General features: G+C 57.5%; 15 protein-coding genes and 1 pseudogene. 6 read left to right on the top strand and 10 right to left on the bottom strand.

The annotated features are described in order from the left end of the window. Positions 1 to 211: 211 nt before the first annotated feature. Positions 212 to 1,486: a glucarate dehydratase family protein gene (locus AC515T_RS13320; RefSeq protein ID WP_496532859.1), complete on the bottom strand. Its 1,275-nt coding sequence runs from the start codon at positions 1,484 to 1,486 to the stop codon at positions 212 to 214. After that, positions 1,483 to 2,904 (bottom strand): MFS transporter, encoded by a 1,422-nt coding sequence (locus AC515T_RS13315; RefSeq protein ID WP_496532858.1) that lies wholly within the window; start codon positions 2,902 to 2,904, stop codon positions 1,483 to 1,485. The genes AC515T_RS13320 and AC515T_RS13315 overlap by 4 nt, the downstream gene beginning before the upstream one ends. A 90-nt stretch (positions 2,905 to 2,994) precedes the next feature. On the opposite strand from AC515T_RS13315, the gene AC515T_RS13310 reads away from it, so the two are divergent. Further along, positions 2,995 to 3,891, top strand: a complete 897-nt coding sequence (locus tag AC515T_RS13310) for a LysR family transcriptional regulator (protein ID WP_496532857.1) — start codon at positions 2,995 to 2,997, stop codon at positions 3,889 to 3,891. Between the two features lie 119 nt (positions 3,892 to 4,010). Here AC515T_RS13310 and AC515T_RS13305 read toward each other — a convergent pair whose 3' ends face one another. Continuing rightward, on the bottom strand, positions 4,011 to 4,373 hold the full coding sequence (locus AC515T_RS13305) for a DUF6124 family protein (protein ID WP_496532856.1): 363 nt from the start codon (positions 4,371 to 4,373) through the stop codon (positions 4,011 to 4,013). A 1,133-nt stretch (positions 4,374 to 5,506) separates the two neighbouring features. Between AC515T_RS13305 and AC515T_RS13300 the strand changes: the two genes are divergently transcribed. Further along, complete coding sequence (locus AC515T_RS13300) at positions 5,507 to 6,430, top strand: hypothetical protein (RefSeq protein ID WP_496532855.1); 924 nt, start codon at positions 5,507 to 5,509, stop codon at positions 6,428 to 6,430. A gap of 154 nt (positions 6,431 to 6,584) precedes the next feature. Here the strand turns inward: AC515T_RS13300 and AC515T_RS13295 are convergent, their stop codons facing one another. The 4 genes and pseudogenes from AC515T_RS13295 to AC515T_RS13280 all read right to left on the bottom strand — a co-directional run bounded on the left by AC515T_RS13295 (position 6,585) and on the right by AC515T_RS13280 (position 10,629). Beyond that, the gene (locus AC515T_RS13295; protein ID WP_496532854.1) at positions 6,585 to 8,045 is read right to left on the bottom strand and encodes a P-loop ATPase, Sll1717 family; all 1,461 of its coding nucleotides are present in this window, start codon (positions 8,043 to 8,045) and stop codon (positions 6,585 to 6,587) included. A gap of 27 nt (positions 8,046 to 8,072) precedes the next feature. Beyond that, a complete protein-coding gene (locus AC515T_RS13290; RefSeq protein WP_496532853.1) occupies positions 8,073 to 8,915 on the bottom strand; it encodes a DUF4062 domain-containing protein in 843 nt (280 codons plus the stop codon). Positions 8,916 to 9,108: 193 nt separating this feature from the next. Further along, positions 9,109 to 9,339: pseudogene (locus tag AC515T_RS13285) on the bottom strand (phage virion morphogenesis family protein); the annotation flags it as partial. 387 nt (positions 9,340 to 9,726) lie between these two features. Next, a complete protein-coding gene (locus tag AC515T_RS13280) occupies positions 9,727 to 10,629 on the bottom strand; it encodes an ADP-ribosylglycohydrolase family protein (RefSeq protein WP_496532852.1) in 903 nt (300 codons plus the stop codon). A gap of 219 nt (positions 10,630 to 10,848) precedes the next feature. Here AC515T_RS13280 and AC515T_RS13275 point away from each other — a divergent pair, with 219 nt between their 5' ends. Further along, on the top strand, positions 10,849 to 11,283 hold the full coding sequence (locus tag AC515T_RS13275; protein ID WP_305470788.1) for a nuclear transport factor 2 family protein: 435 nt from the start codon (positions 10,849 to 10,851) through the stop codon (positions 11,281 to 11,283). A 181-nt stretch (positions 11,284 to 11,464) separates the two neighbouring features. On the opposite strand, the gene AC515T_RS13270 is transcribed toward AC515T_RS13275, so the two are convergent. Next, positions 11,465 to 12,388: a LysR family transcriptional regulator gene (locus tag AC515T_RS13270; protein ID WP_496532851.1), complete on the bottom strand. Its 924-nt coding sequence runs from the start codon at positions 12,386 to 12,388 to the stop codon at positions 11,465 to 11,467. Positions 12,389 to 12,516: 128 nt separating this feature from the next. Between AC515T_RS13270 and AC515T_RS13265 the strand changes: the two genes are divergently transcribed. Further along, positions 12,517 to 12,723 carry a tautomerase family protein gene (locus AC515T_RS13265; RefSeq protein WP_013693518.1) on the top strand — a complete coding sequence of 69 codons (207 nt, stop codon included), beginning with the start codon at positions 12,517 to 12,519 and terminating at the stop codon, positions 12,721 to 12,723. A 300-nt stretch (positions 12,724 to 13,023) separates the two neighbouring features. Next, positions 13,024 to 13,758, top strand: a complete 735-nt coding sequence (locus tag AC515T_RS13260; RefSeq protein ID WP_496532850.1) for an SDR family NAD(P)-dependent oxidoreductase — start codon at positions 13,024 to 13,026, stop codon at positions 13,756 to 13,758. A gap of 51 nt (positions 13,759 to 13,809) precedes the next feature. On the opposite strand, the gene AC515T_RS13255 is transcribed toward AC515T_RS13260, so the two are convergent. After that, on the bottom strand, positions 13,810 to 15,951 hold the full coding sequence (locus AC515T_RS13255) for a TonB-dependent siderophore receptor (RefSeq protein ID WP_496532849.1): 2,142 nt from the start codon (positions 15,949 to 15,951) through the stop codon (positions 13,810 to 13,812). 256 nt (positions 15,952 to 16,207) lie between these two features. After that, the gene (locus AC515T_RS13250) at positions 16,208 to 17,599 is read right to left on the bottom strand and encodes an aminotransferase-like domain-containing protein (RefSeq protein ID WP_496532848.1); all 1,392 of its coding nucleotides are present in this window, start codon (positions 17,597 to 17,599) and stop codon (positions 16,208 to 16,210) included. 138 nt (positions 17,600 to 17,737) lie between these two features. Here AC515T_RS13250 and AC515T_RS13245 point away from each other — a divergent pair, with 138 nt between their 5' ends. Beyond that, positions 17,738 to 18,904 carry an MFS transporter gene (locus AC515T_RS13245; protein WP_496532847.1) on the top strand — a complete coding sequence of 389 codons (1,167 nt, stop codon included), beginning with the start codon at positions 17,738 to 17,740 and terminating at the stop codon, positions 18,902 to 18,904. The last annotated feature ends 101 nt before the right edge of the window (positions 18,905 to 19,005 follow it).

Below are 19,005 nucleotides of genomic sequence, written 5' to 3'. Positions count from 1 at the left end.
GCAGTCATACCGAGTTGTCTGGTTGGGGGCCGCTTCGCAGCCCAGCGGGAGCAAGCTCCCTCGCCACAGGGTTGCACCCACCTTCAAGAATGAAGTCCAACCCAACTTTTATGGCGAGAGAACTTGCTGCCACAGGTTTTGCATCATGCTGCTTTTGTGGCGAGGGAGCTTGCTCCCGCTGGCCTGCGCAGCAGGCCCCCTTACCTTTGGATCAGAACCTCGGCTTGACGATCTTCCACTCCGGCCGGTAGCGCTGCATCTGCCGCACATCGTCGCGCTGGCGGATGCCGCAACTGAGGAACTGGTCATGCAGCTTGCCCAGTTGATCCCGGTCCAATTCCAGGCCAAGGCCCGGCGCCCGGGTGATCTTCACGCAGCCGTCGACAATCGGCAGCTTGCCGCCCTTGACCACTTCCTCATCCGGCTCCTGCCACGGGTAATGGGTGTCGCAGGCATAGTCCAGGTTCGGCACCGCCGCCGCGACATGGGCCATGGCCATGAGGCTGATGCCCAGGTGCGAGTTCGAATGCATCGACACGCCCAGGCCGAAGGTGCTGCACATTTTCGCCAAGGCCTGGGTGTCCCGCAGGCCGCCCCAGTAATGGTGGTCAGCCAATACGATCTGCACGCTGTTCAACGCTACGCTACGGCGAAACTCGTCGAAATCGGTGACCACCATATTGGTCGCCAGCGCCAGTCCCGTGCGCTTGTGCAGCTCGGCCATGCCTTCCAACCCTGGCGTCGGGTCTTCGTAGTACTGCAAGTCATCGCCCAGCAGCTCGGCCATGCGAATCGAGGTTTCCAGCGACCAGTTGGCATTGGGATCGATGCGCAGCGGATAGCCGGGAAACGCTTGCTTCAACGCCTTGATGCAGGCGACTTCATGCTCTGGATCGAGGGCACCGGCCTTGAGCTTGATGCTCTTGAAGCCATAGTCCTGGATCATCCGCCGGGCCTGGGCAACGATCTGCTGTTCGTCGAGCGCCTCGCCCCAACTGTCTGGCGGATACGGCGAATCGATGTGCTCGGCATACTTGAAAAACAGGTAGGCGCTGAACGGAATCTCGTCGCGAATCGCACCACCCAACAGGTCCACCAGCGGCACGTTCAGGTAGTGGGCCTGCAGGTCCAGGCAGGCCACTTCGAACGCCGAATAGGCATTGCTCACTGCCTTGCTCGCATGGGAACCCGGCGCCAGTTCGGCACCGGCAACGCTGGCCGGTTTCTGCGCGGCGACGGTCGCCTGGACGATGGCCCGCAACTGGTTGAGATTGAACGGGTCTAGGCCGATCAACTGGCTCTGCAACTGCTGCTGGATCGCCAGGGCCGGGGCATCGCCGTAGCTCTCCCCCAGGCCGATGTAACCGTTGTCGCTCTCGATCTCGATGATCGAGCGCAGCGCGAACGGCTCATGGATGCCGCTGGCGTTGAGCAAGGGTGGATCGCGAAAGGCGATGGGTGTGACAGTGACGCGTTTGATCTTCATACAGCGGCTCCCGATGGGCCAGGGTTCAAGGCTTGGGGTTTTTCCGGTTGTCCGGCGACGGTGTCGGCAACGGTTTCAGGTCGGCCGGACAATGAATTCGGCGTATCGCGGCCCGGCTTGGTGCGGGCAAAGAAGATCACCACGGCGGCAACCAGGGAGGTGATTGCCAGCCCATACAGCCCACCCTCGATGGACCCGGTGGTCTGCTCGAGGAAGCCGAAGGCCGTGGGCGCCACGAAGCCGCCGAGGTTACCGATGGAGTTGATCAGGGCGATCACCGCCGCCGCGATGCGCGCATCCAGGTAGCCTTGCGGAATCGGCCAGAACAGCGCCGAGGCCGCCTTGAAACCGATGGCCGCGAAACAGATCGCCACGAAGGCAAAGATCGGCCCGCCGGTGGTGGACATGAACATGCCGAACGCGGCGATCACCAGCGTCACTGCGACCCAGGCCTGCTGGAATTTCCATTTGCCGGCCAGGGCGGCAAAGCCGTACATCGCGACGATGGAAATGATCCACGGAATGGAGTTGAGCAAACCGACCTGGAAGTCCCCCAGGCTGCCCATTTTCTTGATCATGCTCGGTAGCCAGAACGTGGCGCCGTAGATGGTCAGGGCGATGGAAAAGTAGATGAAACAGAACAGCGCGATCTGTCGGTCGGCCAGCAACTTGAACATCGACGGTTTGACCACTTGGGCGGCTTCCCGGGCCCGTTGCTCCTCGGCGATGGCGGCGATCAATACGGTTTTTTCTTCAGCCGTCAGCCATTTGGCCTGGCTCGGGTGCGATTGCAGCCAGAACCAGACAAACCCGCACAACACGATGGAGGCGAAACCTTCGATCAGGAACATCCACTGCCAGCCGTGCAGGCCCATCCCGCTGATGTGCAACAAGGCGCCGGACACCGGGCCGGAAATCACCGAGGCGATGGCCGAGCCACTCAGGAAGATCGCCATCGCCTTGCCGCGCTCATTGGCGGGTAGCCATTGGGTGAAGTAGTAGATGATGCCGGGAAAGAACCCCGCCTCCGCCGCGCCGAGGATGAAGCGCAGCACATAAAAACTGGTCTCGCCGCGCACAAAGGCCATGGCCATGGCCGCCGCGCCCCAGGTGAACATGATGCGCGTCAGCCAGGCCCGCGCGCCGTAGCGTTGCAACAGCATGTTGGACGGGACTTCGAACAGCGCGTAGCCGATGAAGAACAGCCCGGCGCCGAGCCCGTAGGCTGCGGCGCCGATGCCCAGGTCGGTTTCCAGGTGACTGCGCACGAAGCCGATGTTAACCCGGTCGATGTAGTTGACGATGAACATCACCACCACCAGCGGCAGTACATGACGTTTGACCTTGGCCGCCGCGAGCGCCAGGGTGCTGTCATGGGTGGAGTCCGTTACGTTATTCAAGGGGTGCCTCCCGATCATTGTTTTTGTGGGGAACGGGACGATGATGGACGCGGTGGATTGTTCCCGTCTAATCTAACTTGGCACTTGATTGATACCTGGATTGAATCAATGTTTGAACTGGCCCAGTTGCGCTGCTTCACCACCGTGGCGACCGAACTCAACTTCCGTCGCGCCGCCGAACGCCTGAACATGACCCAGCCGCCGCTGAGCCGGCAGATTCAATTGCTGGAACATCACCTGGGCGTCGAGCTGTTCACCCGCAGCACCCGCAGCGTGGCACTCACCGCCGCCGGCCGGGCGTTTTTCATCGAGGCGCAGAACCTGTTGGAACAGGCGCAACAAGCCGCCGTGGCGGCCCGGCGTTTCGCCCAGGGCGACATCGGCTCGGTGACCATCAGCTTCGTCGGCAGCGCGGTGTACGAGTTCTTGCCCAAGGTGATTGCCGAGGCCCGCCTGAAACAGCCCCAGGTCAAAATCGTCCTGGCGGAGATGAACACCTACCAACAGCACGAAGCCCTGCGCGCCCGACGCATCGACCTGGGCATCGTTCGCTCACCGCTGCTGGAAACTGGCTACGCCACCGAATGCCTGGTGCGCGAACCCTTCGTGCTGGCGGTGCCTGCCGGGCATCCACTGGCCAGTGCCGAATCCGTCAGCGTCCAGGCCTTGGATGGGCAGCCATTCCTGATGTACTCCCATGCCGCCTACCCGCCCTTCAACGAACTGCTCACCGGCATGCTGCGCTCGGCCCGGGTCGCGCCGCAATTCGTGCAGTGGCTGGGGTCGTCGCTGACGATCCTGGCGCTGGTCAACGCTGGCATGGGCCTGGCCCTGGTACCGCGTTGCGCCACCAGCGTGGTGTTCAAGCAAGTGGTGTTTCGCGAGATCGACCTGGGCGAAGGAGTGCAAAGCGAGTTGCACCTGGTGTGGCGCGAGGACAATGACAACCCGGCGTTCACCATGTTGCTGGAAGGGATTCGGGGGGCGGTTCGGGAAGGGTTGTGAAGGCGGAGCAACAAGGCCCACGCGGTTGGCAGTGCCTGACGGAACCCAACGTTCCACCGAGCTTCATGGACTTAGGTTGTGAGGGCGATTGCGGCGCCCCCCACAACACTACCTGACGACTACCCAGGCTTGTGGTTATCCAGTACTCGATTGACCGCTAGCTCACCCAACATGATGACCCGTTGCAGCACCAGCATCGTTTGGCGTCTTGGGCCGTCCATCAAATCGGTGAGGTCGCTGACCATCACGCTGGCGGATGCCAAGGATTCGCACGCCTCAACGAGTAACGTTTCGTCATCCACCGCTGCGTCGATGGTGAAGATCGTGCTGGGCTTGCGGGGCTGTATCTGCGTTTTCGTTGCCCCGGGGTTCAGGTAGTGCTTGAGCGCGCGGTCTGCCGCCTCTTTCAACTTTTCGGGGTCGAGAGAGTCGCCGTAGAGTACCGAGTCGATATCCGGGGGGTTGGGAGTAACCTTGAACATATAACTAATTCCCTCATCTGGGGCCGCAACCGTTCTCGACTAAAAGAAGGGTGGCGGCTGTGCGCAGGTTAGTCGACCGGTGGAATTAGCAAGCCCGGCGCGCCCAAGGGCGCCCTGCGCACAACCACCATCAAGTGCAGGAATAGAATGACCTGACTGAATGGTACTTATGCACTTCACTAAAACCGTCCGGGCGACTAAACCCGACCACTGATGGGCAGTGGCAGGTAAACGATAGAGGCCCGGGGCAAAGCGCACAAGCCAGCGGATTCTGACGCATGCGTAAGTAAGGACGCAAGGTCTCGTAGCCTTTAGGGCGTAATGTGGAATGTATTTAAACGTGTCGCGCTGGATATGTTTGCGAAAATTAAACGAGGCGACTTTTCTTCGCTATTCCTTGGGGCGGTATTGGTGTAAAGACAGTGTCTTATGGAACGCTCCGGGGTCATCGGTATTAAACGAGATTATGCCGTAGATAATACGCTGGCGGATGCTTTGGGGAATTTTCCTACATCTGACCGCGGCAACGACGTGCTTTCTCGGCAGAGGGTTTGAGGCTGGAGGCGATCTTGGGTGATTGGCTTCGGCCTTCGATCGCACTTGAAGGGCTTTGAAGGATGCTTGGCGGAGGGAGGCGCCGTACGAGGTCACCGGCAGAAAGATCGCACTCAATGCAGTGGGTGGAACCTCGCACAGCTACCATAAAACTCCGGCTATTAAAAAGATGGCACTGTACGCCGGTGTGGACCGGAGATTTGCAATGCCGGAGTGCCCAGGGGGCCCGGCATACAGCGCCATCAAACATCGGGCGGAGCGACCTGACCTGTTCCTCATGAGAGGCACTAAGCACTACCCCAGGCTGCTCCGCCCTGTTACTACGAGCGGTGAGAAAGGATAAAATACCGGTGGGCTGTGGATGCGCTGCCGAGGGATTCGATGATGGTTGTAGCCCCTCGAAAGATTCCTATCCCTAGAAGACATCGACATTGCGTACGGACTCACCGCTAAATGGCTGCTAATCTTCAGCGTCCCGGTGTCTAGCGTAATGAGGCTCAGATTCGGCCACATAGTTTTCTAGTGAGGAGCATCCCTCCACGCTCGAAAATCTCTTCAAACGAGAAAGGAACATTTGAATGTCGATGCTTGCCAATGCTGTTGCATCCATTCGGCTTGGGGTGGAGGACTTTCAGGCCGCTGAAAATGATGATGCGCGCGCACTTTCGGCAATTCGAAATCTAACAGCCGGATTACTTTTGCTTTTCAAAGTTAAGCTACAGGAACTCAGCCCGGCAGATTCGAAGGAGGCACTTCTCAAGCAGACCGTGACCCCTGTGCTTGATATCGACGGCAATCCTATGTGGATTGGTACGGGTAGTAAGACAGTTGATGTGCAGTCTATCATTCAGCGACTCAAGGGGCTTGGTGTAGATGGTGTTGATTGGAACCGCCTTGAAGCGCTTACCAAGTTGCGCAACGATGTTGAACATTATTTCAGCCCGCACCCTGCCTCAGTATTGCTTGAAGCTATGGAGGCCTCCTTCCATCTAATCCAGCAGTTCGCTCCTAAGCATCTGGGAAAAAGCCCGCTCCAGTTGCTCGGCAATGATCTTTGGTCGTTCCTCACCAAGCAGAATGCCTTCTACACGCATGAACTTCATATTTGCCAGGAGGCTTCCAAAGCGATTTTTTGGCCACTTCCTCTGCTGACAGAGTCCGCCGGGGGCTTGCGCTGCGTTAGCTGTAGATCAGAGCTGCTCAAACCCCACGCTCCCCTTGTTCAGCCTCCTAAAACAAGCTTTGAATGTACGAGTTGCGGCGCTGTGACGACTTACCAAGAGGCAGTCGAAAGCATTCTGGTGGCTAGGCATTATCGGGATTTGTACCTCACTGCTACTCAGGGGGGCGAGCCGCCGCTGGAATGGTGTTCTAAGTGTCATCATAGAACCTACATCGTAGATGATGCGTTTTGTGCCTTATGCCTAGAGGACAGCCCAGAGTTGGGTTGCGTGCAATGTGTGGAGGGTTTGATCATGCTAATGGTACTGATGCAGAGTTAGATCGCCTGTGTGTCCACTGTCGTAACGTTGCTGAAATGGATTAGGCCGCCCAGACGGCGTTGGAGTTCACGTAGAAACACCGCTTTAGTTCTGATGCCAATCTTCAAGCCTGTTCTAAGACGCTTTTTTGCGTCCAGCCTAATCCATCCGATCTCTAATGAATATTCAAGAACTTTCGATACGATGGATGTAGCGACCACTTTACGTTATTCCTACGATTTTCTATAGAACGATATAGGTCAGGGTCATCTGTGAAGTGTGTGAACTCTATACCATCTAGATGGATATGAGAGATCAAACCTAGCTTATATAAGAAATCCGCAAGATCTTCAACGCCCGCATAAGGCTTTCCGTCGATCATGGGGATATCGTCTTTAGTTCGACCGCGTAAAAAATTAAGCTCTAGGGCCTCTTCTAGCTCAGAGCATGAAAACTCTTTTTTGGTGGCTCTTAATGCATCAATAAGATTATTTAGCTCTTCAAACTGATGTATATGCTCTTTAATTAGGTCGTCTCTGCGGTTGGCTCCAAAGTCGGAAAGTATGTAATTGATATGCTCAAGGGTTACTTTCCGAGTTAAGGCGTTTTCTTTGGCTTTTTTTGCGGCCATGCGACACAACTGCCCCATCCAACGAGGCCTTCTATTAGAGAAAGCAGATATTGCGTCAAATAATTTTGCCTCTTTGCTTTGCCCCCATTCGATAGGGGATGTAAACACCATATCTAATATTTTGTTGTAGTCAGTAGCGAGTTTGAGCTTTGCTTCTGGGGAGTCGGGATGATTATTCGTTATATAAACAAGAATTTTCTGCGCAAGCATGTCGCGCATTTGCCGCTTAGTCCAAAATATATTTATTATATACTGTTGTAGCTTATCTAGATCTTCGAGGTGCCTTAGGCAGGACCAAACATCGCTTCGGACGGTTGTGCGTATATTCAACCCTTTATAATCAAACGCCAAGGACCGGATCGCGCTGAAGAACGACCCTACTCGTGCTTGGCTTTCGAAGTTGTTCTGAAATTTTGCGTCGATATCGTCGATAAGTAACCACACATGCTTTCGCTCTTCAGAATCCTGATAGCGCTTTAGTAAGCTTTCGCTGTTGGTAGGAAGTGATTTTTTTAGTTCAATACCCAGCAAAGGTATTTTGCCTAACGTCCTAGAGATCAGTGCACCTACAATATTTTTGCTTTTTAGTCCGTCGAGTTCAGCAAGCTCTACCATTGACATAGTATCATCAGATAGAGCTACACCTATATGAACACCAATTTCCATGAGGATTTTTTTACAGATTATTTGCTTCCAATAATTCTCTAAAAATGAATGATCGGATCCCGTAAAGTGCCCAAGACCTAGCAGATCGTTTCCCTTCACCCGAACTATAATCGGATCGCCATATGAATCATCATTATTTAACTTATAATACAACCGAGAAAGGAGCGCGGACTTTCCCATCCCTTTTCGAGCGCTTACAATGGATAGCTTTTCTTCGCAAGCATAAAAGTCATCAAAGTCTTTGTTTTCAATATAGTATGCGTTCAGATGATTGAGATCTTCATCCTCACCCGCTTCATTACCAAATAGCTTTTTGTCACGAAGATTTATCGATATCATTATTAATACTCAATATATCTAGGCGGATTAGTCAGCACCTAAGGTATCAGCGAGACTAAATCCTAAGTTTGTTACTTCGTACACTTCGCCTTTGGACCCTCGAGCCGTTACGAGATCAAGCTTCAAAAGCTCTTCCAGTGCAGACTCCCATTTTGCGACATCTCTACGCTCACGGGAATCTATAAGATTTCTACCGTTCGTTTGTATGTCAGTTCCGCCGATATAGCGAATATGCATTATTGTTCCGTGTGAATCTTTTGATGCTTCTCTCAACAATGACTTCGCCTCATAAGACAAAATTGGAATATTTTTTTGCGAGAGAGAAACATCCTTGCCGCCAACTGCATCATTAACTTTGAAAATTTCATTTTCATTAATTGTAATCTGCAACTGTCGCGAGAACTTATTGCGAAAATCCGATAAGTCTTCGTACCCCTCGTACAAGCTGCGTTGCCGACACGCTTTCTTGAACTCTGTCAGAAGTTTGTATTGATCATGATCTACTGTATCTAAAGCAGCGGGCTGATTGGAAAAATACAACATGGCTGGCCTGCCGCCATTCACATGCTTTTCAATTTCCTCCACGGTTCCACTCGCATATTCAGTAGTTGCAGTTCCGACTCTTGTCCAAAAAACGCCAATTAATAAATCACACTTATCTAGAATTTGTCTGTTGATAATGTCCTGTGGGCCCGACCCCATTTCAGGAGCAGAGTGCGTCTCCCATCCAATAGGCAGAAGAACTATCTTACGAGACCTGGAGTGTACGGCGTTCCATTCATGAATCACCTCTCTGACCTGTGCTCGCTCGGCTTTAACATCTCCAGGGGACGCAATCATCACATTGAAAACTTCTGCTTCATAACTCATGCTCAATCCTTAGCGCATTGCGAATTAGGTGGCAACATGACATCAAGATGTCACGAAGTTCCGCGGCTGTCCACTGGAGCGGAAAAAGCATATGCGCAGTTGAGTCCGAGAAGTCTCTTGAAACCGTACCAAGACGAGCACCATCACCGCTTTTAGACGACTTACTTGGTCGAACCTTCCAGGTGAGCTAACGCTAAAACTTGGATGGTTTTCCCGCCTCAGGCTGCAGACTCCCTTCGTCACCCATTAGCAAGTACGGTCGGCATGGGATATCGCCCCATAGCTGCGGAAAGTCGGCTTGATTACCTCCAAACTGCATCATCGCCGCATAAGGTTTGTTAGGGCCCACCAGCGCCGAGCTGTCGGAAGCCTGGGTGATAATTGAAGCGGCCAGACCGACGGCGCTGACTTGCAACATCTTGCCGGGCCAATGGCCGGTTTCGGCTCGGCGTCCTTTGGTGGCGTCGGAAAGCTCAGGCCACTGGGGGCGGCCTCATGTTCGAAGTTTTCCTCGGTTTGGCTGGCGAGTTCAGCGGCTAGGCTGTGTTCCCATGGAGTGTTCCACTTTGCTTAGGGTTTTCAGTAGGTGTTGGTGGTCTAGTTCGATGATGAACATGGGATGCCTTTCATTTGGTTTGCGGGGGCTTGTCCCAAACAATTGAGTCGAAAGCAAAGATGGCGCAATCAGCTCTGTTGGCCGACTGCCTGCCTCGCGAACTGAGCTTCAAACATAGCCTTCAGCTATGCCTTGCGTTGAGGCAGTACGGGGCTCAAGAGCAAGAGGATCAGATGCTAATTTTTTGAAAGCGACTCAGACCTGCAAGTGAAGCGCATCCGCCATGGCTTCAATCTCTTGTCGCATCCACAACTTCTGCAACCAATCGGAGGGAATAGCCTGCACGCCATAAAATGCCCCTGCCACCTGACCGACAATGGCAGCGGTGGTGTCAGCGTCATCGCCCAGGTTCGTCGCGGCCAGCACCGCATCAGTGAAACTGTCCGTCTGATGAAAGCACCACAGCGCCGCTTCCAAGGAAGCCACCGAATAACCAGTGCCTGACACTTCACTCCGACCTTTTCCCTGATACGCCCCTTGGGCAAGCGCTATCACTTTAGCCTCGGTCAGTTGCTCAGACGGCACACGCAACACATCCGCTTTTGACGCGCCGGTCAATGCGTTGCCAATGACATCAGCCAACACCTGGCAACACTCCACCGCCTCTGTCGCCCCATGGGTTGTGCGTGAACTCAGAGCCGCAAAATCGCGAATGCGTTCGCGATCCGGATAAAAGAACAGCACGACCGGTGCCAGTCGCATCAGCGAGCCATTGCCAGCCGTATCAGCAGCGGTATCCCCCGCGAATGGGTCGCCATGGGACTGATAGCGTTCCAGTGCACCGCGAACGGTCATACCAATGTCAAAGCAATCGCCAGTGGAGCTCAGATAACCCCAATGCCACCAATTGAGGTATCGGCCCATCTGGTCAGCCGCATCAAAACCACGCTTTTGCAACAGGCTCTCAGCCAGACACAAAGCCATCGATGTGTCATCGGTCCATTGGCCAGGCTTGAGACTGAAGGGGCCGCCACCGACCATGTCGGTCACAGGGGTAAAGGAATTCCGTGGCTGGAATTCAACAGTAGTGCCAACGGCGTCACCACACGCCAAGCCCAGTAAGCATCCGCGATAGCGGTCTGAAAGTGTCGGGGACATCCTGATTCCTTCTGTTGCGAGTTCGTCCGCGCAGGAGCGGCGTACATCCAGCGAGATGATAACGGCTGGGCATGCGCAAGGAACCTGATCGCAATCCTTTTTATCGAAAACGCAACGTACATTCACTCGGCAGTTTCCCCATCACCAGACAAGTTGTACGATGACCGATGAGCGCACCTCGCTCGCGTTCCTGATACCTACAACAACAAGGAAATCCCCATGAAAAAAGCGACATTGGTCATCAGCTTCTTGTGCCTGTTCAGCGGCTACGCAGCGGCAGCCGCCACATCCCCCGAGCAGGAGGTAGCCCAGGCGGTCGATCATTTGACCCAAGCCATGCTGCACAAGGACATCCCACAACTCCAGGCCTTGGCCGCCGAGAACCTGACCTACGGGCACTCCAGCGGCAACATCCAGGACAAGAAGGCCTTCATCGCCGACATCGAAACGGGCAAGAGTGCGTTCAAGACCCTGGAAATGAAGAACCAGAAAATCACCTTGTCAGGTGACGTGGCGCTGGTGCGCAATCACTTCTCGGCGCAGGCGCTCAAGGGCACAGAGGTGGTGCCGACGGAAATCGAGAACTTCCAGATCTGGCAGAAGCAGAAGGATGGCAAGTGGCTGCTGATCGGGCGTCAGGCGTTTCGGTTCTGATAAGAGGCAGGACCGGAAACCTCTGCGGCAAGCGCATTATTTGAGCGTGTGGTGATCCATTGTGGCGAGGGAGCTTGCTCCCGCTCGGTTACGAAGCGACCGCAAAAAAGGGGCCGCTGCGCAGCCCAGCGGGAGCAAGCTCCCTCGCCACAGCGTATTTTTTCAGCCCTGACGCCTTGCTTCAGGCTCCGGCCCACTGCTCCCGGTACTGCAACAGAAAATCCACAAAAGCACGCACCCGCTGCGGCACGTACCGGCCATGGGGATACAACAAGGTGAACGGCCGTGAGCGCCCCGCAAAAGGCGTCAGCACCTCCACCAATTGCCCGTTGGCCAGCTCCGGCTCCACGATGAATTGGTAGGTCTGGAACAAACCGGCGCCATGTTTGGCCAGCGTCACGCCGCCAAGCACATCGTCCGAACAGCAATAACCCCCTTCGCCGAATACTTCCTTTTCCTTGCCTTCGACATTGAACAACCAGGAAATCCGTCGCCCGCTGCTGGGCAATTCGAACTGGATGCACTCGTGGTCGTCCAGGTCTGCAAGGACTTGGGGCGTGCCGGCCTTGCGCAGATAATCCGGGGACGCGACCACCACCAGTTTCGCGTCTTCCAGCAACCGGGCGATCATCGACGAGTCGGGTTGGGCCCGCACCCGGATGGCGAGGTCATAACCCTCGGCAACAAAATCGATGTTTCGATTGCTCAGGTGCAGGTCCACCGTCACTTGCGGGTACAGTGCCCGAAAGGCCGGCAGCAAGGGCAGGATGCGGTGATGACCGTAGGTGGTGGGCAGGCTGATGCGCAGTTGCCCGGACGGCACCGACTGCGCGCCCATCATTTCCTGTTGCGCCTCGACCAGTTGCGTCAGCGCTTGCCGGCATTGCTCGAAATAGGTCCTGCCGGCTTCGGTCAGGCGAATGCTGCGGGTGGTACGCACGAAAAGCCGTGAGCCCAGGCGTTCTTCCAGGCGAAAGATCGAGCGGCTCACCGCCGCCGGGGTCACCCCCGCCAGTTGCGCCGCGGCCGTGAAACTGCCCGCCTCCGCCGCCAGGCAGAACAGTTCTATGCTGCCTAGCTGCAGGTCTTCGAAATGACGCTTCATGATTCGTTACACCGCGTATCAACTGAAATTTCCCAAGGCCTGTTTATCAGCCCGTGGCGTATAAATACAGTGGCTTTCCAACACGCGGGCGTTGTCCTGCGTCCATTTCCCATCAGCTGGAGTGCAACATGCCTTTCGTCAATGTGCGAATTACCCGAGACGGCGTCACCCGCGAACAGAAAGCCCAGGTGATTTCCGAAATCACCGAAACCCTCCAGCGCGTGCTGGGCAAGGACCCTCACTTGACCCATATCGTGATCGAGGAAGTCGACACCGATAACTGGGGCTACGCGGGAATGACGACGACGGCGTATCGAAGTCTTCCCAAGGAATAACCCTCCACCCTTGCGAGCCCGGTCCGATTGACCGGGCTTTTTTCTGCCTGGTGATTCCCCTTGTGGGAGCGGGCTTGCTCGCGAAGGCGGTATATCAGCCGACTCAAATGTCGACTGACACACCGCCTTCGCGAGCAAGCCCGCTCCCACAGGGATTTATAGGTGTTCTAGATTGATTACATGACGTATCAACTCAAGTACCAGAAGCCTTATTTATCAAACCCTGAGGCATCAATACCCTGAGCTCAACCACCGCCACACAGGCGTACCGGTTCCTTTCAATGTGATCAGGAGTCAATCATGAGCCTCAACAAAACCGCCATCATCACCGGCGCTTCCAGCGGGATCGGCCTGGGTCTGGTCAAGGCGTTCCTGGCCCGGGGGTATAACGTGGTGGGCAATGCCCGCTCCCCGTCCGGCCTGGACTCGGCCGCCGCCCAACTCGGCCACCCGGCCGGTTTCATGGGTGTGGCCGGCGACATCGCTGACCCGGCCACTTCAACCGCCCTCGTCGCCCGAGCCGTCGAGGCGTTTGGCGCCGTTGACGGGCTGGTGAACAACGCCGGTTTCTTCTTGCCAAAACCCTTCATCGAATACAGCCCCCAGGACCTGGACGCGCTGCTGGACACCAACCTCAAAGGGCTCGTCTACGCCAGCCAGGCCGCTGCCGCGCACATGATCGGGCGCCAGCAAGGCTTCATCATCAACATTTCGGCCGCCGTGGCCCTGCAACCGAACATCCAGGTGCCGGCTGCGCTGCCGGTATTGATCAAGGGTGGCGTCAACCAGATGACCCGCGCCCTGGCCCTGGAACTGTCGCCTCACAACATCAAGGTCAACGCAGTGGCACCCGGCATCATCGACACGCCCATGCACGACCCGGCACACCGCGACTTCCTCGACAACCTGGCCCCAGCCGGTCGCGTGGGCACCATCGAGGAAATTGCCGAGGCCGTGTTGTACCTGGCGGGCGCTGATTTCACCACCGGCGCAATACTGCCGGTGGACGGCGGGATGAGCACAGGCAAGTGGTAAAAAGAAAAACCCCGGAGGCAGGACCTCCAGGGTTTTCATGACGCACTGGATTCAGAGCGTGTAGGAGATGCCGGCCTGCACGGTCCGCGGTGCGCCTGGGTAGGCATAGACGTTACCGAAAGCGCCTTCTTCGTAGTCGGCGTCGAACAGATTCTTCAGGTCCAGGTTGAGGCGGATCTTCTCGTTGACCTTGTAGTAGCCGAGCAGGTCCACAACCGTGTAGCTGTCCATGGAGAATGCATTCGCCGCAGTCTGGCCGGCCCGCTCATCCACATACTTGGCGCCTAGCCCCAGGCCCAGCCCCTTGAGGCCGCCATCCTGGAACTCATAGACGTTCAACAGGCTGAAAGTGTTCTTGGGCACGTTGAGCAAGCGAGTGCCGGACGGGATATTGATGTCCTTGGTCACTTCGGCATCCACATAGGCGTAACCACCGATCATGCGCCACTCCGGCGTCAAATTGCCCGCCACGTTCAGGTCAAAACCACGGCTGCGCACTTCGCCGGCGGCCACGCTGAAGGTGGAATCCACTGGATCCGTGGTGAGCACGTTACGTTTTTCGATCTGGTACACCGCCGCATCGACACTCAACTGACGATCCAAGGCTTCCCACTTGACCCCCATCTCATAGGACTTGCCCTCTTCCGGCTTGAACCCGCCGCCTTCGCGACTGGCACCGTTGTTGGGTTTGAACGAGCGTGCGGTATTGGCATAAACCGCCACGGTGTCGGTCAGGTCGTAGACCACCCCCAGGCGCGGGGTGACGGCGCTGTCGGTGACGTTCCAGTTCCGACTACCGGGCGGGTTCTGGGGGACGAAACTCTCATACTGATGCTCGAACCGCTCAAACCGCGCCCCAGCCAACAGCTTCAAGCGCTCAGTCAGCGCCACCTGATCCTGGACGAACACACCAAACGTCTTGAGGTTTTCCTGGTCATCGGTGGGCGTGCGCGTCAGCGCCGGGCGTGGCTGGCCATACACCGGATCGAAGATATCGATCGGGTAGGCACCGGTGCCCGCGGCGGAACGCTGGATGATGGACTGGTAGTCGTAGTCTTCATACTCGACGCCTGTCAGCAACGTGTGCTCGAACCCGCCGGTGGAAAAATGCCCGGTGAGGTTGAGTTGAGTGTCCCGGTCGGTCCACTCCAATTTGCGATAGTTGAAGTTGCGACCCAAGGTGCGCCCATCGGCGGCGATGCCGTTGCCTTCGACAGCATTGCCCTGCAGGGTGCCGTCGAGCCATTGGGTACCGCCGGCCAGGGTCCAGTCGTCGTTGAGCATGTGCTCGAACCGCACCTGCAGCATGTTGTTGTCGTTGTGCAGCTTGCCGGCGTCTTTTTCGCCGAAGAACGTATCGCGCGAGGCGGTGCCACGCTGGCCGGCGTAATGGGTCAGGCCACGGTCCAGCGGATGGTTGTTGCGCATGAAATCGCCTTCGAACGTCAGGCGCGTGGTGTCGTTGACCTGCCAGGAGACCACCGGCGCAACGCCATAGCGCTCGGTCTCGACGTGGTCACGGAACGTGTCGCCGCCCTCGCCGATCACGTTGAGGCGATAAGCCAGGCGCCCTTCTTCGTCCAACGGCCCGGACGCATCCAGCGTACCGCGACGCATCCCCTGGTCGCTGACCTGGCTGCCCAGGGTCACCGTGCGCTCGGCCAACGGCTGCTTGGACACTACGTTGAAGGTGCCGCCCGGATCGCCACGGCCATAGAGCATGGTGGCCGGGCCGCGCAGGACTTCCAGTCGTTCGATGGTGTTGGCGTCCGGCATGTTCGGGTAGCCACGGTTGATCGGGAAACCGTTGCGGTAGAACTCCCCGGTGGTGAAACCGCGCACGGTGAAGGTGGTCAAGCCCTGGCCGCCGAAGTTGTTGGCCCGGCCTACGCCACCGGCGTAATCGAGGGCATCTTGCAGACGCGTGGCGCCGAGGTCTTCGACCACGTCGCGGGACACAACGGAAATGGATTGCGGGGTTTCATGAATCGCCGTGTCGGTACGGGTGGCACTGGCCGAACGGGTGGCGTGATAGCCCTTCACCGGGCCTTGTGCTGATTCATAGTCTGCAGCGCCAACGATATCGGTGGCTTGCAGCTCAAGGGTCGCGGGGTTGGCAGGGATTGGCTCCTCAGCCCAGGTGGAAACGGAATAAGCCTGGAGCACACACAGTGAAACGAGAATCCGACGCATCGACGCACAATCCTAATGGAAAAAAGCCCCCACATCGGGAGGCTGACAAGAATGTGTCGCGAAAGATACAGTAACTCATTGTTGTTTGATATCTATTCCCATTAACGCTGATATTTTTTGTGACCGGTCAGTCCGTTATCGCGAGCAAGCTCGCTCCCACAGGGGGATTCGAACCAATCACTAAACTTGTATCCACCGAAGATCCACTGTGGGAGCGAGCTTGCTCGCGATGACGCCAGGACTATCTCCCCAAACCCTACTGCCCCACCGCAATCGACTTCTGCGCCACCCGCTGGAAAAACGTCTGCGCACGCACATCCTGGGTATAGGCCACGTTCAACCGCAACCAATCGCACGCCTCCCCTTGCGGCAGGAACGTGGAGCCCTGAGACAGTTGGATCTGCAATTCCCGGGCGATCTGCTGCACCCGTTGTGCCGCCAGGCACCGCGGCCGGGCCCAGACGAACAAGCCTCCCATCGGCTCGGCAAACACCTCCCAGTGGGTCGGGTCCAGTTGGCGCAGCGTACTTGCCATCTGCTTGTTCAGGCGCTGGCGCAAGCGCTGGATCAGCTTGCGATAAGCACCGTTGGCCAGCAATGTCGCCACCACGTTCTCCGCCAGCAACGAACAACCGATGCCGGTAATCATCTTGACTTCGGCCAGGCGCTGGATGATGTCGGGCTGGGCGACCACATAACCGATGCGCAGCGAACTGGATAGCGTCTTGGAAAAACTCGCCAGGTAGATCACCCGGTCCAGGGCATCCAGGGAGGCCAGGCGGGACGTCGGGCCATTCTGGAAATCGGCGTAGATGTCGTCCTCGATGAGGCGAAAATCATGGGCCGTCGCCAGTTGCAACAGACGATAGGCCACGCTCGGCGCGAGGCTGGTGCCGGTGGGGTTCTGGTACATGCTGTTGATGAAGAAATACGAAGGCTTATGCTCGCCGAGAAGCTGTTCCAGGCGGGCGATGTCCGGGCCTTGGGCGGTTCTTGGCACCGCCACGGTCTTGACCCCGTGCAGCTTCAGCAGATTGAACAGGTTGTAGTAGCCGGGGCTTTCCACCAGCACCAGGTCACCGGGCTTGAGCAGGGTTCGCACCAGCAGGTCGAGGCCTTGGCTGGCCCCTTGGGTGGTGATGATCTGCGCCGGGTCAACGTGAATGTCGATCAAGCCCAGCCGTTTTTGCAGGTGCAGGCGCAGCTGGGGCGAGCCCAACGGAGTGCTGTAGTTGAACAACGCGTGGTTGTCGCTGCGCACCACCTGGCGGATCGCCTGGCCCAGGTCGGTGTCGTCGCGCCAGGCGTCGGGCAGCCAGCCGCAACCGAGCTTGAGCTGCGTCGATTCATTGTCGAACAACCGCCATGACACGTTATCCGTTTCAGGTGCCGGCTCCATCGGCCGGGCCAACTGCTGCGCGACAAAAAAGCCCGCGCCATGCCGAGACTCCAGCACCCCGCTGGCAACCAGTTGGTCATAGGCTTTGATCACGCTCGACAGGCTCAGGCCATTTTCCCGGGCCAACTGGCGAATGGACGGCATCCGCGCGCCGGGGCGTATGCCATGAGCGTTGATCCAGCCCGTAAGGTGCGTCACGAGCTGCCGGATCACAGGCTCGGCCACGTTGCGATCAATCTTCAGGTCCACGGCGGGCACTCTTGGCTAAAGTGTTCTCGATTTTTCAGAAAACAGTTAAACACAAATGGCCGGCGTCTGTTCCTTGTTTGCGTTGTGCCCGGCAGTGATAGTCCCCGGGACTTCATGCGCACCCTTTAAGGAACATCCTTGAACCCACAGCATCGACATTCCTGGGGACTGGCTTTCGGCCTTTGCCTCATCACCCTCGCGGTCAACCTGCAGGCGCCGCTGTACACCACCTACGCGCAGTTGTCCGGCCACGGGGCCGGGGCTACGGCGGTGGCGTTTTCCGGTTATGTGCTGGGCGTGTTGCCGGTGCTGCTGGCGTTCGGTGGGTTGGCCGACCGGGTAGGCCGCAAACCGTTGATCCTGGTCGCGCTCGGGCTGTCGATGCTGGCGACATTGGTGACGTTGCTCTGGCCGAGCTTGCTGGCGCTGGGCGTGGCGCGCTTGATGATGGGGATCGGCACGGGGCTGGCGTCGGCCACGTCGACCGCCTATATGACAGAGCTGATGGCAACCGGCGATCCCCGCTCGCCGGCCAACCGGGTCACCGCCAGCACCTCCCTGGGCTTTGGCCTGGGCGCGGCGTTGACCAGTCTGTTCCTGTTCGTCCATCACAGCGCCACGCCCGGCAGCTTCTGGTTGCAGCTGATGTTGGCTGCCATCGCGATTGTCGTGGTCTGGCGGCTCCCGGACCCGGCGCTGAAAATCAAAGACGCGCCGCTGCTGCGCCTGCCGTTGTTTCCCGCCGGCAGCCTGCCCTACAGTTTTTCCATGCTGTTGGCTTGGGCGACCTCGGGCCTGGTCATCGCCCTATTGCCGTCAGTGCTGGCGACCCACGATTTGCAGCGTTGGTCCGGCCTGTCGACCTTTACGGTCATCAGTTGCGGCTTGCTCTTTCAGCCTTGGGTGCGGCGCATGCAGCCGGCCAGGGCCACGGGTCTGGGCCTGTTGATCCTGCCGGCGAGCTACGCGTTGCTGGCATGGGGCGCGAGCGTCGGCTCCCTGCTCGCCGTGCTGCTGGGGGCACTGGGGGCCAGCAGCGCCTGCTACGGTTTCCTGTACCTCGGTGGTTTGTCAGCTATCACGGCCATGGCCGGAGCGGAGAAAGCTCGGGTCAGCGCCGGGTTCTTCCTGTTCGCCTATGTCGGGTTCAGCCTCCCGGTGGTGGTGACCGGGCTGCTGGCTGACGCTTTCGGCGCTGACGTGGCGCTGACCGTGTTCGGTCTGGCGCTGCTGGCGGGGGCGTCTGTCACCGGATGGCGCATCGTCCGGACGCAGGCCTATGTGACCCAACTGTCCCATGGTTGAACACAAAACCTTGTGGCGAGGGAGCTTGCTCCCGCTCGATTGCGCAGCAATCGCAAAATCTCAGGTCTGCTGCGCAGCCCAGCGGGAGCAAGCTCCCTCGC

Source organism: Pseudomonas sp. FSO-7 (assembly GCF_059579345.1).
The sequence above is the reverse complement of the archived record's forward strand: the minus strand, read 5'-3'. Positions and strand labels throughout refer to the sequence as shown.